Source organism: Micrococcus sp. GbtcB5, from assembly GCF_019091605.1.
Lineage (GTDB): Bacteria > Actinomycetota > Actinomycetes > Actinomycetales > Micrococcaceae > Micrococcus > Micrococcus luteus.
This window is the reverse complement of record NZ_JAGXJK010000218.1, coordinates 1-265: the sequence shown is the minus strand read 5'-3', so window position 1 is coordinate 265 and position 265 is coordinate 1. Positions and strand designations below refer to the sequence as shown.

Here is a 265-nt window from a genome sequence, read left to right as displayed (position 1 = left end):
GAACGAGGGCCGCGAGCGCGACCAGCTCGACGGCGGCCGCTCGGCCGTGCGCCGCGGCGCCGCCACGCAGGAGTGGGCCGGCGAGCGCCGCGCCCCGCTGCGCGCCAAGGAGGGCGCGCGCGCCACCCAGATGCACTACGCCCGGCGCGGCGAGATCACCCCGGAGATGCGCTACGTCGCCCTGCGCGAGGGCGAGGACGTGGAGCTGGTGCGCTCCGAGGTCGCGGCCGGCCGCGCCATCATCCCGGCGAACGTGAACCACCCC

At 78.5% G+C, this 265-nt stretch carries 1 protein-coding gene; it reads left to right on the top strand.

Features of this window, described 5'->3' with window-relative positions:
* Nucleotides 1-265 (top strand): phosphomethylpyrimidine synthase ThiC (locus tag KVS67_RS12100; RefSeq protein ID WP_217565460.1); only part of this gene is annotated, 265 nt, incomplete at both ends.